Origin of the sequence: Candidatus Nitrosopumilus sp., from assembly GCF_965263415.1 — an archaeon.
In the GTDB taxonomy this organism is placed as follows: Archaea; Thermoproteota; Nitrososphaeria; order Nitrososphaerales; family Nitrosopumilaceae; genus Nitrosopumilus.
On record NZ_OZ253671.1, the window covers coordinates 843,340 to 858,090 of the forward strand.

Consider the following 14,751-nt stretch of genomic DNA (forward strand, 5'->3'; position numbering starts at 1 on the left):
TACTTGATTGTAAAATATGTAATCCTCGATTAGATAGTAAATCATCCTGTGATTGTTGACTGTATTCAAAAATTGTCAATTTAGACATTGATAGTCAACAATTAAAAGCAAAAATCAATGAGTTAATTCTGGTTTCAAAGTCCATGCTATTCCCAACATTACAAATGGAATAGACATTATTCCAATTATCCCTAATGTTATATAGAAAGCAGATTCTGATACATTTGGATTGTTAATTATCCAAGGAAGAGGTAATGAAATTACAAACCAAATCAATGCAAGTAAAAGAATTAGTTTTTTGTTGATTTTCAATTCATATTTTACATTTTTTAAATTGTTTTACGTGTATCGTATTTTAGTACAATAAACGAATACGATTAACACGCTAAATTCTTTTCATCATTTAACATATTCCAAAAATCAAACGCAGTATACTGTTCTGACACTACATAGGAAATTCATTATCTGATGTTAGTTTCTTAGTTGTTGTCAATCCTCAAGAAGTTGCAAAATTCCCAATAAAGTTAGAAAGCATTTCTGAATCAAACCCTGATACTGGAAAATACAGGGTAGATCTTACGTGGTTCCCAAATACACTTGAACTTGGAGAATCTGAGTTCATAATGTCATTTTATGATAAGGATACTGGGATAACTTCAGGAAATGTCTCATATGATTTTGTACTAGTCCAAAACGGAACTGAGATTCATCGCAAGTCTGGAATTGCAAATGGTGGTGGAACTTTTGAGAATTTTGTGTTTGTGGAAAAAGAGGCAGGTGATGTTACCATAAGAATTGAAAAAATTGCAGGAACTGATGAATATGTCGAAATCACTGTAAATGTTGTTCCTGAATTTGATTTACTTGCTCTGTTAGTGTTAGGTGTTGCCTTTGTTATTGTAGTGATTTTGAGCAAAACTGGAAAAAAATTACCTGTGTATAGAAATTTGGAGTCCATCTAAAATGAACGTGTGTAAAGGACTTTGTCTTAGAATAGAAATTAAAAAATTCAATGGAAAGATTAGATATGAAAACAATCAGAAACTCTGTACTCAATGTAATGTTTTCATAAATTGCACTGACGCAAGATGTCCTTGCTGTCGTTGTGTTTTACGTATTACTCCAAGAGCAGGAAAATATCGTAAACTATTCCAAGAAAGAAAAGATGAACTCAGATACTAATCAAGTCTTAATTCCACTTGTTTATTGATTAGTAAATTTAAGGTCTATTGACTAAAATAAAATACGAGATAATTACAGCAATAATTCCAATTATTGCAACTTTTGAATTAGTTTGTAGTTTCAATTTAATTAAAAATACATTTTTGCAATATATAACGTTAAAATCTTTGAATTAGGACATTATGTGATTGTTCTTGTAAATAATCACTTCATTTTTTTAAAAAAAGATTAGTACAATGATAAAACATAGTGAATAAATATTCAAAAAATCTATTGTCAGTAGTGAATTTTTTTGGAAGATGAATCTGTTAAAAATACAATTAACAATTCAAATAATATTATGATTAAAAAATCTACGTTTACTAGTTTGATTGTTGTACTAGTGATAGTAATTGCAATATCCTCTTTTTTTGCAGGTTCATATATTACAAATTTAACTTCTGATAAAATTACAAAATCAGATCTTGATACTGCAATTTCAAAATTAGAATCAAAAATTGGAAATACTGCTAAATCTAATGTTCAACCAAATACACCGCCTGTAAAAATTTCCATTGATGATGATCCGATGAAAGGTGATCCAAATGCACCAATTACGATAATAGAATTTTCAGATTATGAGTGCCCTTTCTGTCAACGATTTTATGTTAATACTCTTCCGTTGATTGAAGAAAATTATATCAACACAGGCAAAGTCAATTTTGTTTATAGAGATTTCCCAATTCAAAGCATTCATGACAATGCACTGCCTGCTTCATTAGCTACTGAATGTGCTGATGATCAAGGAAAATTTTGGGAATACCACAATATGATATTTGATAAAAAAAGTACGTGGGAGAAAATAGATGGAGCAAATCTACTACAAGAATTTGAACAATATGCAGTTGTTTTAGGATTAAACATTGAAGAATTTAATGCATGTTTGGAATCTGGGAAATATCTTGATGAGATAAAAAAAGATCTTCAGGATGGACGTGACTATGGTGTAACAGGAACACCTGCATTCTTTATTGGTAATGACGAATTAGGATATGTTGAATTAAAGGGTGCACAACCGTTTGAGAGTTTTCAAAAAGTCATTGATGGCATGTTAAGGCACTAAAATGAACTCTAACAACAAGAAATTCATTATTATTAGTGCAGTAGTTGTAATTGCCATAATTGTGACCCTAATTTTGATTGGTTCGTCTTTGATTAATTCATCAGTAATTGTAGAACAATCTCCAAATCTGGAATCCTCTCAGGAACTTGATCCTAGAATTATTAATTGGCGCCATGTTCATGGATTGGGGCTAGATCCTGCAAATCATTCTGTTTTGTATATTGCAACACATGGGGATTTCTATCAAAGTATTAGCGGTGCACCTCCAATCAAAGTAGACAAAGTTAGAGCAGACTATATGGCATTTAATGCGCCACTGGTTTCTGGATTCCCTCTCTATGCAAGTGGACATCCATCAACTGGAGGAAATACAGGATTGATCAAAAGTAATGACGGAGGAGTGACTTGGCAACATGTTTCTAATGTGATAGAGCCCCCAGTTGATTTTCATGCAATGGCAGTAAGCAAACAAAATCCCGAAACAATAATTGGTTTTGACAGTGGAGCACGCGGACTATTCAAGTCTGTTGATGCTGGAAAAACTTGGGAAACACTAGACTATCCAGAGTATGTTTCAGCATTAGCAATTTCACCTGATGATTCAGAACTAGTATTTGCAGGAACTGGAAATGGCATTTTCAAATCCGATAATGGAGGAAAGACTTGGATTCATCTTGATACGTATAGAGGATTGTCTGTATTTGCATTAACTTTTGATGATACAGGAAAACTATTTGCCTCAGTTAAAACATTTGGCATAGTACAATCAGATAATTCTGGAGATTCGTGGGAAAGTATGGTAAATGTTGATCTTACAGTAACAAGCATTACTGCTGATTCACAAAACAATGGACTCTATGTTTCAGGATTTTCTTCTGATGGGTATCAAGAAGTTTACAAAGTTTCATACGATGGAAATTCATATGAAATGATTGGAACTAACAAGGGGTTAAGATAATTGGAATCAAAGAAAAAACAATTTTGTGGATATTGTCCTGAAGATAAATGTCTATTAGATTGTAAAATATGTAATCCAAAATTAGGTGATGGTTGTAATTGTTAGGAGTAATCAAATATTGAAACTAGTCTGTACTCATTGTAGCAAATTGTTTGAAGGGGAGAATACCAAATTTTGCTCTCAAGGCTGTCGAGATTCGTACATTATTGCAATAGACAAAAGAACAAGAGAGGCAGTAAAAGATGACCCAAGTCATACTACCCATCTGAGTGAAGATTAGAATTATTCCTAAAATAGTCAGTCTACAATAATAAAATACTTGTAGGTTTTCTAATAAAACGTGTCAAAAACTACCTCGGGAAAAAACACAAAGCGATTAGAATCAATCAAAAAAGCACACCGCCAAAAAAATTCATTTACAACTAGAATGGAAGATTATCTTGAGGTGATCTCCGAACTCGTAGAACTCAAAGGATATGCTTCTCCAACTGATATTTCAAATTACATGCATGTTAGTCCACCTAGCGTAACTAAGATGCTTAGGAAACTTGATTCTGATGGGTATGTGGAATATACAAAATATCGTGGATTAAAGTTGACCTCAAAAGGTAAAACTATTGCAAATGACATTCGTCAAAAACACAGCGATCTTTTAGAATTTTTTCAACTAATTGGTGTCGAATTTGATGTGGCAAACAAAGATGTAGAAGGAATTGAGCATCACTTGAACCCAAAAACTATGAAACAATTAAGAAAATTCACAACATTTCTAAAATCTAATTCTGATTATCTTCATTCATTTAATCCCAAGAATAATTGATTCTCTACATCGTTCTTGATTGTGTTGGTACTAGTAAAGTTGCCCTATTCTAATAAAGTTGCATTAGACTAATAAAGTTAGCCTAGGCTAACTTTATATTGTTCAAACATTTCTGTATATCATTCATGATAAAATCACGTTCTGGAATTATGCTAATGTTTTTGATTGCAGTTGCAACAGTTTCTGTACTGTTTACTGCTTTTCCTGATGGTATTAATGCACAACAAGATGAGAATACATTTGTAACTCATTCTGGTGCTGTGGTAAAAACTACTGGTGAGGTACTAGATCCATTGTATACCAGTGCAACAGTGGAATTTGATCCTATGGAATATTTACGTGATTTCAATTATGGTCGTGTTTCACAACTACCTGATGGAACAACTCTGCGTGAATACACAATAATTGCAAATGATGATGAAATAATGGAAGTGTCCCCTGGAATTTTTTATAATGTTTGGACATTTAATGGAACCGTTCCTGGACCTACAATTAGAGCAACCGAAGGAGATGTTGTACGAATCAAATTCATCAACAATGGGGAAAAAGAACACACTATGCATTTTCATGGAATTCATCCAGCTGGAATGGATGGAGTCTTTGAACCAGTAGGTGGAAATGGTGGACAGTTTGTTTATGAATTTGAAGCAGGTCCAGTAGGAGTTCACCCATATCACTGTCATGTAATGCCACTTGAGGAACATATTGTACATGGACTTTATGGTGTGTTTATTGTAGATCCAAAAGAGGAACGTCCACCAGCTGATGAGATGGTTATGGTCTTAAATGGATTAGATACTGATTTTGACACTGAAAATAATTTCTATGCTGCAAACACTATTCCATTTTACTATCAACACCACCCAATCCAAATCAATGCTAATGAATTGATTCGAGTTTATGTTGTAAACATGGTGGAATTTGATCCAATTAACAATTTACATCTTCATGGTAATCTGTACAAATATTATCCCACAGGAACTGATATTGTACCGTCATTTTATACAGACATGATAACGATGTCACAAACTGAACGTGGAATAATGGAGTTTGAGTATGAATATCCTGGGAAATATCTTTTCCACGCACACAAGGTAGAATTCTCAGAAAAAGGTTGGGTAGGAATATTTCTGGTAAATGAAGATGAAAATACTGTAGAGTCTGAAGGATATGGAAGTTAGTAACAAATCCTCAAAAGGAAAAATGATTGCAAGTGGTGTCATTCCATTTGCATTTTTAGTGATTATGATCGCATACATTTTTGGTCCTGGTTCGGATTTATTGGATTTAGGAGTTCCATTACCTGAAGTTACGATGGAAAAAGTAGATTTTGTAGATTCTGAAATTCAAGTTACTGTCAGAAATACTGGACCAATCCCTGTTGAGGTTGCAATGGCAGATGTTAATGATAGAATACAACCTGCCGCAGTTGAACCGGATAGATATTTGAACAGGTATGAAACAGCTTTGGTGAGAATTCCTTTTGAATGGAATGAGGCAGAACCATATAGAATTGGAATTACAATTGAGGATGGAACACGATTTGAAAAAGAAATCGATGCTGCTGCCCCTGCATTAGAACCGACTTTTGATCTTGTAGTCTTTTTTGCAATAATTGGAACCTATGTTGGAATTATCCCTGTAATGATTGGTTTGCTTTGGTTGCCTTTCATCAAAAGGATTAGCAAACAAAAGTATCATTTCTTTTTGGCGTTGACTGCAGGACTTTTGTTATTCTTGGCAATTGATTCTGTTGAAGAGGCATTAGAAGTTTCTGAAGAAAACCTTGCAGGAAGTTTTAACGGTGTACTGCTTGTTGCTACAGTTTTAGTAGCTTCATTTCTTGGATTGTACTACACTGGTGAAAAATTAGTAAACAGAGCAAGATCGTCTAGGTTTACAAAACCTGTTGCAATTGCACTGATGATATCTATAGGAATTGGATTGCATAATTTTGGTGAGGGACTTGCAATAGGAGCTGCTGTTGGTCTTGGGTCTGTTGCATTTAGTACATTTTTGATAGTTGGATTTGCGTTACACAATACCACTGAGGGAATTGCAATTGCCTCCCCTATGTCTAGGGAAAAACGAGTGATTGGAAAATTAGCAGCTATGGGAATGATTGCTGGAGCACCAGCCATTTTTGGTGCATGGGTTGGAGGCTTTGTATATTCTCCTTTCACATCTGTGATATTTTTGTCAATTGGGGCAGGTGCAATATTTCAAGTAATAATTACAATTTTGAAATGGGTGCGAGAAGAAGGTGACAAGAATCTATCTAGTGCCGCTATAGCTTCAGGTTTTGTAGTTGGAATGGCAATAATGTATCTTACTAGTATCCTGGTTTAATTTTTTTGGTGAATTAGCATTATACTCTATTTTTTCATCTATTCAAGCATGAAATAGTCAGTCATTAAAAGAAAAAGTCAATATTTCCTATGTTAAATTATAGTCCAAAAAGCTAACCTGCTCATCAAATTATTTACCCATAACTTTTTAAGACAATTTTTTCTTGATAGATAATCATGAGTTCAGAAGCTGAAACCATCTATGAACGAGTTGCAAAACTTGAAGATGAAATTGCATTGCTCAGAAGTGAAGTCGATATCCTCAAAAGAGCATTGAGAAATAAAATTGCACGTCATGAAATCTCAATGATTAAGAAAGGAAACGATATAGATTCTATTATTGATTAATTTTTTGTCTTTATACTTCTAATCAATTCTAAAATAAAATCTACATCTTCTGCATTTGGATTAATCTCCAAATATTTATTCAAATATTTTAAAGCATTATCATAATTTAGTAATCTTTCTTCCAGTATTCCTTTGTCTCTAATATCCTCAGGTGATTCTGGCTCAATTGCTAAAACCATATTGACACAACGAAGTGCTTTATCATAAACAAAAGATTGTACATAGGAATTCTTCAAGTTGCGAGTCATTCTTATTAGAATCTGATCATGTTCTATCTCATCTAAGAATTCTGGTTTGAATTCTATTTCTCCTCCATAATTTGTATCGAGAATTTCTTGCAAGTCATCAATGTCTAATAATCTTCCATCATAGAATGGATCTAGTATCATCTCTTCGTTATATTTTACTAAGATGTGACTTGGAAATCCCACAATCTTAAGATCCAGTCCTATGAACTTTGCAATTTCTGCATAAAGAATTGAAATAGTAATTGGCAGTCCTGTCTTTTTGTCTAGTACTTCGTTTAGAAAATTATTTTTTGGATTATAGTAATCATCATCATCTCCACTATACCCTAGATTCTCAAAGAGATGTTCGTTTAACATTGATATGAGATATGTTGGATTTTTGACATCACTAATTGATTCTTTAAGAGACATTCCCATTTTGGTTGTCTTTTCTATGTACTTTTCAATATCTAGATCTGGGTATTCTAGAATTTGTGCAAATTTTAGACACTTTTCAACTAAATTGAAGTTTGGATTCTTTACAAATGAAACCCATTCTGCAACAAATGGATCAAACTCTTTTTCCAATTATCACTGGCCCAACTTGTTAAGGTATAGTTGAGGATCCTTGAGTTCTTTGGTATTTGGAGGAATTTCTATAATTTTTTTGAAGGTATCTGAGCCTAGTTTTTCATACACTGCCTTTGTAAAGTCCTTGCCCATGCTCTTTCTTACCTGATATGATGAAAAGTCTGTCCCCATGAATGTGGTGAGATAATTTTGAAAGTCTTGGTCATCTTTTAGAATATTTTCAATTGCAAATCCTGCCATGCCTTCCATTGCGGTAAATACTGCATGATGTTGTTGTATTGGTGCAAGCCATCTCTTGTAAATATCCAAGAGTTGAGGAATTGCTTCTTTAATTTTTGGATCCATTTCTACATGTGTGAATGTCATGACATCAGGTCCAATTTGTTCGATTAAGAAATGATCTGGATTCAAAAAGAAAAACAGATTTGCTCTTTTTGCAAATGGGAAATCATCTGGCACTGTTTGTAGTTGACAGTATTCCGCTAACATGTTAACAGTTTCTGTATCTAATTCTAGAATAATCCTTGCTAGTTCTTCATTAATCTTGTTTACTTGCATTGCAGCTTCTTTGTTTATTTGATGTAACTTTTCTTGTGTCGAGTGAATTAACTCTTCTAATACTGCCATCTTTATTCCTCCTGTATATCCAGAGTTTACGTTCTCAAATCTTGATTCGTATGGTTCTCCTTGTTTGTGTAAAATGATTTGTGGATAACGTGACAAGATGAATCTGTTAAGGTAGATCACACCATCAAGATAGTCGCCATAAGTTGTTGTGATTTTTGAAATGTATTGAATTGCATAGGTGGAATATACCAAATACTTTGCAGTATCTTGCTTCATTAATTCTGCAATCTTTGTATTGTCTTCTTTTGCAACTGCATTAAATAATTCTCTTACAAATTCTTTTGATTCGTTATCTGCAAATACTTTCTCTCCTTTGAGTCTCTTTAGATCTTCTAATTCTGGAAACTCAAATTCTAAAATATCTGATACTTCTATTCCTAGAAATTCTTTGATCTTTTCTTTAAATTTTGGAAGCACTTCCTCTGTTATTTTTTCTATATCTTTGAACTCTATTTTGCCAGCAAGGTCTTCTTTAGCCTTGACTACCAGGCTTGAAATCTCATTTTCTTCATCAATTTCTACTGATAATTGACCAAAAAGTGCTTCTGCAAATTCCTCAAACTCTCCCATTTTCAAATAGAATCTCGAATTACTACATTTAACATTATCTTGGTTTTACATCAAAGAAATATAGTTTGTAACAATTGATTTTTCATATGCTACAATCAAGTATGAAATTTTTAAGATGTATTAGATGTGGAGCAAAACTTGAACTTGACGTTTTTGAATTTGATAAAGAAATCACAGAAGGGATGTTGGAATGCAAGAAATGTAAATTAGAGTTTCCAATTATCCAAAAAATCCCCATCTTATGGGATGATTTCTCAGAATATCTATCTTTTAGAAGGATTCTTGGAGGTAAACTCTACAAACTAACTAATTCATCTAAACTCAAGAGTTTTGTCAAAAAATCTCTGAACACAAAAAACAATGACCGTAGCAATATTGAAGAAAAATGGGCTAGAATTTACCAAAACAGCAAAACTTCAAAATTTTATAGTATGATAAAGAATAATCTAGACTCTTTACCTTCATCAAAATTTGTCTTGGAGCATGGTTGCTCTATTGGAATTGTAACTAGTCATTTGGCAACTTCTAATGAATTAGTGTTTGGTGTAGACCGCTCATTTTCTGCAATTCAAATCGCAAAAAAACAATTCAAAGATAATTTAGATTATTTTGTAACTGACTCATTGAATCCTGTGTTTGGCAAGTTGCAGTTTGATTTAGTTTTGGCTCTAAATGTATTAGAAATAATTGAACCGAAAATATTGCTTAAATTAATATCAAAACAAATTACAAAAGGATATTTTGTAGTATCTGATCCTTATGACTTTGATAGGGGGACTGGCTCTGTGAAAAATCCTGTAGATGCATCTAGTTTACGCACAAATTTGAAAAATTTAGGATTTAAGATTTCAAATTCCACAAAAAAACCATCGTACATTCCATGGAATCTTAAACTAAATCCCCGAACAACTCTAAACTACAAAGTAGACTTTGTTATTTCACACAAATCCTAAATCAAATCTTTCCAGATTCCAGTAAACTCATCACTTGGCACTACTGAGAAAATTTTGATCTTGCCTAGTGGTTCTAGATGTTGTCTCTTATCATAATAGGTAAACTCTCCTTCTGTATCTGGAAAAATTGTGATTGTATCTTGTTGTCCTGGTTCTAGCAAGTCTGTTTGGACATTAAATCCATCAATATACAATCTATGATGCGTTGCTCCATTGTTAATTACCGTTAGAATGTATGCAAAAGACGTTCGTGAAATTAATGTTGGATTGTTTTCTCCTTTAACTCCCTTGATTGCCTGAATTCGTGTTTCTCCCTCAATCTCTTGGAACACTATTGTTTGTTCTACTTTTTCAGTCCAAAATATCTCCACATGTCTTATGTTTCCTTGTCCAATGAATCCGATCATTATTGCAAGACCTATCATTCCTGCAACTAGTCCTGCAATAATCAAAATTTTGTCATTTTGTTTCACTTTGTAATAGATGCAACTTTTACTCTTAAAGACATTAAATCTTAAAATCAATATGAAAAATGACTAAAATTTTGTAAAATTGTGTGCCGGGGGCGAGTTTCGAACTCGCGACCTCCAGATTATGAGTATTGCCTTAGTTGGAGAACCGCTAGAGTTTACCAAGTAACTGGCACTCTAACCAGGCTGAGCTACCCCGGCATAGTATATGCCTGAAAATATGGGAAATTAAATGATTCTTTCAAAATTTTGATTGTATTTTCAGTTTTTTGTTCCTCTTTTTTACCAAAAAATACACTGCATGGCAGTGAATACTCACTGCTTAACTTCTTTTTTGGTGTTTGTACCACGTTGAAGAAATCCTCTCAAAAAGTCACTATTTTGACATCTATTCTACTAATTTCAACTATTTTGATATCTACTCAGGGTTTTTCAAATACCGCATTTGCTGATGATGAAGCAATCAGTCATGACTATGATTTTGTCGCAGGAATACATAATGTAGCTACTTTTCATTTTAGAGATGGTATTGAAACAGTAAACTTTCCAGTCTTTTCAACTACTTCTGATATAGTATCTGATGCTGGAACTAGTTTTTCCATGGAAGGTGTAATTGGTCATAATCCTCATCTTCATATGGCATTAGATGAAGCATACAAACACAGAATATCAAAATTAACTGGTGGCAGTGCATTTGATTATGATCATCGATTTTTCGATGTGGATGTAAAAGTAATGCAATCTAGTACTGTTTTAAAGTCATTCTCGTATAGAAATTGTGAAATTTCTTCACATGGAGTAACAACTCAAAATGATGATTATGAGTCATATCATGTAGCAAATTCTGGATTTGCTATAGTTAACTCAATAGAGTTTAACTGTGGTGGCATTTCAATTAATCAAGAAGAAATTTTTGCAAGTGTACGTCCTGGCGAAAAAACTTTTACAGATTATGGTTCATTACCATTCAAACAAGCTAATAATGTACGTACTTTTCTAACATTTGACTTTGATAACGGTGCTGAAAAAATAGAATCAGTGATTTTTACGTCCACTGGAGGATATAGTGAAGAAGATACTGGAACTCCTAGTTTTCAAATCATCACTGCAGTTTTACCTCATCCATTAATTGATAATGCAATCATAAAGTCTCAAAAAGTTGGTGGTCTTGCAACAAGTTATAATGAAGATTTTGATGTAAATGTAGAATTTGTAACTCCTGCAAAGTTGGATGGACTGACAAAAGTAGATGCTCAAACAATACGTGCTCTTAACTATGAGGGTTGTATTGTGAGTGGTTATGATATACTTACTTTACAAGATAAAGAAGAAGGTTATACTGGAAAGCGTGGATTTGCAACTGCTGAAATACTTGATGTTGAATGTTCTGGATTAACTCCTGTAAATCCTAATAATGAACCTAAACCTGTCACTATTAATTATAACATGGGTTCTGGCCCTCGAGCAGTAGCCACATTTAGCTTTGATAGTGGAACTGAAGTTGTAGAATTTCCTGAATTCTATCAAGGTAATTTAATTGCAAGAGCAAATCCCACATTTGAACTTGTAGGCGTACCTGGAATCACTCCATTGTTGTATGAAGTAGTTGATAATTCCAGAAAGACTGGTTCAAAAACAACTGGTGTTTCTTCACTTGATGAGTTGTTTAATGTCAATGTTAGTATGATGTATGGAAATATTCTTGCTCGTGGATATGACTATTCAAATTGCCATGTAACTGATTATCTTCTAAAAACAGAACATGATCTTGAAGAAAGCTTTTACAAAGGCTTTGCATTAACTAATGAATTTCATTTTGAATGCTTAGGGTATTCTCCAGTAGATCCACACCTTAACATGAATAACCCTCAAAAAGGAGATGTCGAATCTTCAAAAGATTATCAAGCAAAACAGCGTTCTTCTTGGGGACCTGGATTTGCATATGTTTCTAAAAATTAATTTTTTAATTATTTGATTTCTTTCCACTTTGTAGTTTCATTTTTTACCCAGAGGAATTTTTTTTGTAGTGCTGATGTGTATAATTTCTCCCATTCTGCACCCACCTCATCAGTCCATGCCTTGAAAATACGTGGATCTATATAATTTCTAAGTGATGTTCCAATATTGTAATCTCTAGTTTTTTCTGATAAATCTACTTGCAACTTTAATTTTTCAATTCTTTCTTTGTGTTTTTGTTTTTGTTTCTTGATTTGCTCATTTAGTGTCTTGATTCTTTTTTCTTTGTTCTTTTTCTGAGTATCAGTTTTTGGTTCAGTTGATTCTACTTTTTTGAGTGTTTGTTGTGTTTTCTCCCATGCTTTTTCTTTTTCTCTTTTCTTGAGTGTATCCTTCTTTTTTTGTAATGATTGCTCAAACGTCTTTGGGATTGTTCGTTTGTGATTACACATTATTGCAGCTTCAAGATTTGCCAATTTTGCATGGTATAGTTTCTCATTATCTGACTTCCCTTTCATGTTATCATGATTTACCAGATAATTCTTGACTACTGTTGTTGCCTGGTATGTTCTGAACACTTTGGCAGTCACTCCCTTTACAATTCCTGAAAAATACTTGTTTACATCTCTCGATGTTATATTATGGAAAATTTCCTCGTTTGGTTTTTTCTTTTCAATTAATTTTTTGAGATTTTCTTGAAATTGTTTATCGTCTCCTGTTGCTTTGATCGTCTCTTGCCATCTGACACTATCTTTTCCTAAAAAGTCAAACTCTATTGTATCTGAAGTAATTTTGATATGCTCTTTTCTTAATGTTGTAGCACCTACTGTATCAGCTTCATCAGGATCTTTTTCATCACCTACTCTCATTGCAGTTCTATAAATCAGATAACATGCAGTTGCAACATTACTTTTTTTTGCATCTTTCATATCTTTGACCATTGCTTTTCTAATTTTCTCAATCTCTTTTTCAAGCTTGACAGCTTTTTCGTACTTTTCCTTATCTCTACCTTGTTTAAGATCTGAACTGTCTGCCAGCCAAACATATTTTCTTTTTTGTGTAAGAAAATCCAACCAACTGGCAAGCCACATTGAATCATTATCATGAATAATTTTGCCCCAATCACCTTTCATTGTTTTTTTAGCTTCTTTATCCATATTCAGAGTGACATCTTTAGAAGTTACACGAGGTTTCCATCTTCCTCTAAGTGGATGTTCTCCTCTACCGATAAAAATTCCTGGAGGCTCTGCCATATAGTTTCCAACTTCGACTTCTTTTCCATCCATAATTGCAACTCCGTATTTTGCTTTGAGTTCTTCTCGAAGTTCTTTTCTTTTTGCAGCAATTGCCTTTTTCTCTTCTTTTGTCATCATCTCTTTGAGATCTTTTTCTTTGTCAACTAGTTTGTAAGCATCTGAAAAATCAATATCCTCATATGATATTTTTTTAAATTTAGAATCTAGAGTCTTTGCAAAATCTGCTGTAAAGTTTTTCTGAAAAACCTTATCTTGGGCATATGGGGTGTCTTTCTTTTTTGCCCACTGGTAAACCATCTCTTCCTGGTCTAAATTGAGATTTACTTTTTCTCCCTTGATCTTTATCTTGATTCCTTGTGTCTCATAGGCAGGAGGAAACAAGATTCCGTTGTGTTGTAGAGTTTTCCATTTCATTCTTTTTTCACCTTAAAATTGCGGACTTTGACAAAAACTGAGTTCTATGTGTATATCAAGTTAACGTACAAGTTATGTCATCCTGGAAAGAGCTCTTTGCTCATGTATTTCTCAAATTCTAGGTCTGTTTTCATCTTTTTTGCCTCCATGAACATGGCAGCATCTGTTCCAACAACATATCTTGGAAGCATCTCCTTATCATGAATTGCTTTGATGATTACTTCTGCTACTTGTGATGGAGCAGTTCCCATCTGGACCATCATCTTCAACCCTGCCAAAATGTGGTCCGTCAATTCTTTGTATTTTGGATCTGTCTTTGAATCTGGGATCTTCATTGATTCAAAAAAGTTTGTCTTGATTACTCCTGGTTCAATTAGTGTAGTCTTTATTCCAAACTGACCTAATTCATATCGCAAACATTCTCCTAATCCTTCCAATGCAAATTTTGAGCTGATGTATGCTGGAGATCCTGGCAATCCCATTCTTCCAGCAACAGAACTAATGTTAATTATATTTCCTGAATTTTGATTTCTCATAATTGGGGCAACTTCTTGAATAATTCTTACAATACTAAAGAAATTAGTTTCAAACTGTTTTCTAAAATCATCCACTGAAACATCTTCAGTACATCCAAACTGACCATACCCTGCATTATTCACTAAAACATCTAGTCTTCCTGCTGAATCTGTTACTTTTTTTACTGCTGAAACAATTGATTCTTCTTTATCAACATCAAGCTCTATCACTTCAATTGGGAGATTGTCTTTTTTTGCAGCATTTTCCAATTCTCCTGCTTTTGATAAATCTCTCATACTGGCAAATGTGTGATATCCGTCTTTTGCAAGTGCTAGTGCTGTTTCTAATCCAATTCCTGATGAACTACCAGTTACAAGAGCTACTTTTTCCATAATGTTTCTAATTTTTTGTTA

Annotated in this window: 17 protein-coding genes and 1 tRNA gene; 11 read left to right on the forward strand and 7 right to left on the reverse strand. The window is 33.4% G+C overall.

The features are described from left to right. Nucleotides 1-114: 114 nt before the first annotated feature. Nucleotides 115-312, reverse strand: a complete 198-nt coding sequence (locus ACQY22_RS05635; RefSeq protein ID WP_428323734.1) for a hypothetical protein — start codon at nucleotides 310-312, stop codon at nucleotides 115-117. A 311-nt stretch (nucleotides 313-623) separates the two neighbouring features. On the opposite strand from ACQY22_RS05635, the gene ACQY22_RS05640 reads away from it, so the two are divergent. From ACQY22_RS05640 to ACQY22_RS05680, 9 genes are all read left to right on the forward strand, one after another. After that, entirely contained in the window at nucleotides 624-962 is a 339-nt protein-coding gene (locus ACQY22_RS05640) for a PEFG-CTERM sorting domain-containing protein (protein ID WP_428323735.1), read from the forward strand. A 1-nt stretch (nucleotide 963) separates the two neighbouring features. Continuing rightward, nucleotides 964-1,182, forward strand: coding sequence for a hypothetical protein (locus tag ACQY22_RS05645; protein ID WP_428323736.1), 219 nt, complete (start codon nucleotides 964-966; stop codon nucleotides 1,180-1,182). 340 nt (nucleotides 1,183-1,522) lie between these two features. Then, nucleotides 1,523-2,284 carry a DsbA family protein gene (locus ACQY22_RS05650; protein WP_428325528.1) on the forward strand — a complete coding sequence of 254 codons (762 nt, stop codon included), beginning with the start codon at nucleotides 1,523-1,525 and terminating at the stop codon, nucleotides 2,282-2,284. Nucleotide 2,285: 1 nt separating this feature from the next. Beyond that, nucleotides 2,286-3,242 carry a WD40/YVTN/BNR-like repeat-containing protein gene (locus ACQY22_RS05655; protein WP_428323737.1) on the forward strand — a complete coding sequence of 319 codons (957 nt, stop codon included), beginning with the start codon at nucleotides 2,286-2,288 and terminating at the stop codon, nucleotides 3,240-3,242. A 118-nt stretch (nucleotides 3,243-3,360) separates the two neighbouring features. After that, the gene (locus tag ACQY22_RS05660; protein WP_428323738.1) at nucleotides 3,361-3,522 is read left to right on the forward strand and encodes a hypothetical protein; all 162 of its coding nucleotides are present in this window, start codon (nucleotides 3,361-3,363) and stop codon (nucleotides 3,520-3,522) included. Between the two features lie 60 nt (nucleotides 3,523-3,582). Beyond that, nucleotides 3,583-4,062 carry a transcriptional regulator MntR gene (gene mntR, locus ACQY22_RS05665; RefSeq protein WP_428323739.1) on the forward strand — a complete coding sequence of 160 codons (480 nt, stop codon included), beginning with the start codon at nucleotides 3,583-3,585 and terminating at the stop codon, nucleotides 4,060-4,062. Between the two features lie 125 nt (nucleotides 4,063-4,187). Continuing rightward, nucleotides 4,188-5,243 (forward strand): multicopper oxidase domain-containing protein, encoded by a 1,056-nt coding sequence (locus ACQY22_RS05670; protein WP_428323740.1) that lies wholly within the window; start codon nucleotides 4,188-4,190, stop codon nucleotides 5,241-5,243. Continuing rightward, nucleotides 5,233-6,411 (forward strand): ZIP family metal transporter, encoded by a 1,179-nt coding sequence (locus tag ACQY22_RS05675; protein WP_428323741.1) that lies wholly within the window; start codon nucleotides 5,233-5,235, stop codon nucleotides 6,409-6,411. Before ACQY22_RS05670 ends, ACQY22_RS05675 begins: the two co-directional genes overlap by 11 nt. 176 nt (nucleotides 6,412-6,587) lie before the next feature. After that, on the forward strand, nucleotides 6,588-6,758 hold the full coding sequence (locus ACQY22_RS05680) for a hypothetical protein (RefSeq protein ID WP_012215752.1): 171 nt from the start codon (nucleotides 6,588-6,590) through the stop codon (nucleotides 6,756-6,758). Here ACQY22_RS05680 and ACQY22_RS05685 read toward each other — a convergent pair. Beyond that, the gene (locus ACQY22_RS05685) at nucleotides 6,755-7,573 is read right to left on the reverse strand and encodes a SirB1 family protein (RefSeq protein ID WP_428323742.1); all 819 of its coding nucleotides are present in this window, start codon (nucleotides 7,571-7,573) and stop codon (nucleotides 6,755-6,757) included. The genes ACQY22_RS05680 and ACQY22_RS05685 overlap by 4 nt on opposite strands. A gap of 3 nt (nucleotides 7,574-7,576) precedes the next feature. Further along, complete coding sequence (locus ACQY22_RS05690; protein WP_428323743.1) at nucleotides 7,577-8,773, reverse strand: hypothetical protein; 1,197 nt, start codon at nucleotides 8,771-8,773, stop codon at nucleotides 7,577-7,579. Between the two features lie 101 nt (nucleotides 8,774-8,874). On the opposite strand from ACQY22_RS05690, the gene ACQY22_RS05695 reads away from it, so the two are divergent. Beyond that, nucleotides 8,875-9,726, forward strand: coding sequence for a methyltransferase domain-containing protein (locus tag ACQY22_RS05695; protein WP_428323744.1), 852 nt, complete (start codon nucleotides 8,875-8,877; stop codon nucleotides 9,724-9,726). Here ACQY22_RS05695 and ACQY22_RS05700 read toward each other — a convergent pair. Next, nucleotides 9,723-10,199, reverse strand: a complete 477-nt coding sequence (locus tag ACQY22_RS05700) for a hypothetical protein (RefSeq protein WP_428323745.1) — start codon at nucleotides 10,197-10,199, stop codon at nucleotides 9,723-9,725. The genes ACQY22_RS05695 and ACQY22_RS05700 overlap by 4 nt on opposite strands. Before the next feature lie 84 nt (nucleotides 10,200-10,283). Beyond that, nucleotides 10,284-10,397: transfer RNA gene (locus ACQY22_RS05705), tRNA-Met, on the reverse strand. A 150-nt stretch (nucleotides 10,398-10,547) separates the two neighbouring features. Here ACQY22_RS05705 and ACQY22_RS05710 point away from each other — a divergent pair. Continuing rightward, on the forward strand, nucleotides 10,548-12,155 hold the full coding sequence (locus ACQY22_RS05710) for a hypothetical protein (RefSeq protein ID WP_428323746.1): 1,608 nt from the start codon (nucleotides 10,548-10,550) through the stop codon (nucleotides 12,153-12,155). Between the two features lie 8 nt (nucleotides 12,156-12,163). On the opposite strand, the gene ACQY22_RS05715 is transcribed toward ACQY22_RS05710, so the two are convergent. Next, nucleotides 12,164-13,822, reverse strand: a complete 1,659-nt coding sequence (locus ACQY22_RS05715; protein WP_428323747.1) for a DNA topoisomerase I — start codon at nucleotides 13,820-13,822, stop codon at nucleotides 12,164-12,166. 77 nt (nucleotides 13,823-13,899) lie between these two features. Beyond that, on the reverse strand, nucleotides 13,900-14,730 hold the full coding sequence (locus ACQY22_RS05720; protein ID WP_428323748.1) for an SDR family oxidoreductase: 831 nt from the start codon (nucleotides 14,728-14,730) through the stop codon (nucleotides 13,900-13,902). Nucleotides 14,731-14,751: the final 21 nt, after the last annotated feature.